This window comes from Klebsiella sp. CN_Kp113, from assembly GCF_040064585.1.
In the GTDB taxonomy this organism is placed as follows: domain Bacteria; phylum Pseudomonadota; class Gammaproteobacteria; order Enterobacterales; family Enterobacteriaceae; genus Klebsiella; species Klebsiella michiganensis.
The window spans coordinates 1-954 of record NZ_JBEAID010000003.1 but is presented as its reverse complement, the minus strand read 5'-3'; the positions used below and the strand labels follow the sequence as shown (position 1 = coordinate 954).

The 954-nt window shown below is 49.4% G+C and carries 1 rRNA gene; it reads left to right on the top strand.

The features are described 5' to 3' along the window. Nucleotides 1-236: 236 nt before the first annotated feature. A 23S ribosomal RNA gene (locus ABLV30_RS02275) occupies nucleotides 237-954 on the top strand; the annotation flags it as partial.

Here is a 954-nt window from a genome sequence, read left to right as displayed (position 1 = left end):
AGGGGAACCTGCGGTTGGATCACCTCCTTACCTTAAAGAACCTGCCTTTGTAGTGTCCACACAGATTGTCTGATAAATGATGAATTTCAAAATGTACTGTGAAGTGCATTGTGAAATTTTGCTCTTTAAAAATCTGGATCAAGCTGAAAATTGAAACGACACACAGTTAATGTGTGTTCGAGTCTCTCAAATTTTCGCGACACGACGATGTTTTACGAAACATCTTCGGGTTGTGAGGTTAAGCGACTAAGCGTACACGGTGGATGCCCTGGCAGTCAGAGGCGATGAAGGACGTGCTAATCTGCGAAAAGCGTCGGTAAGGTGATATGAACCGTTATAGCCGGCGATGTCCGAATGGGGAAACCCAGTGCAATTCGTTGCACTATCGTTTGATGAATACATAGTCAAACGAGGCGAACCGGGGGAACTGAAACATCTAAGTACCCCGAGGAAAAGAAATCAACCGAGATTCCCCCAGTAGCGGCGAGCGAACGGGGAGCAGCCCGGAGTCTGAATCAGCTTGTGTGTTAGTGGAAGCGTCTGGAAAGTCGCAGGGTACAGGGTGATACTCCCGTACACTAAAACGCACAGGTTGTGAACTCGAAGAGTAGGGCGGGACACGTGGTATCCTGTCTGAATATGGGGGGACCATCCTCCAAGGCTAAATACTCCTGACTGACCGATAGTGAACCAGTACCGTGAGGGAAAGGCGAAAAGAACCCCGGCGAGGGGAGTGAAAAAGAACCTGAAACCGTGTACGTACAAGCAGTAGGAGCCCCACCACCAAAGCGTTTCGCTTTGCGTGGTGCGCAAAATGCGTAACGACAGCGCGATGGACGGTTAACGGAGCGTAAGCGACGTTCAACATCAAAAATCAGGCAGTGGAGCGTTTTGGGGTGGGGTGACTGCGTACCTTTTGTATAATGGGTCAGCGACTTATATTCTGTAGCAAGG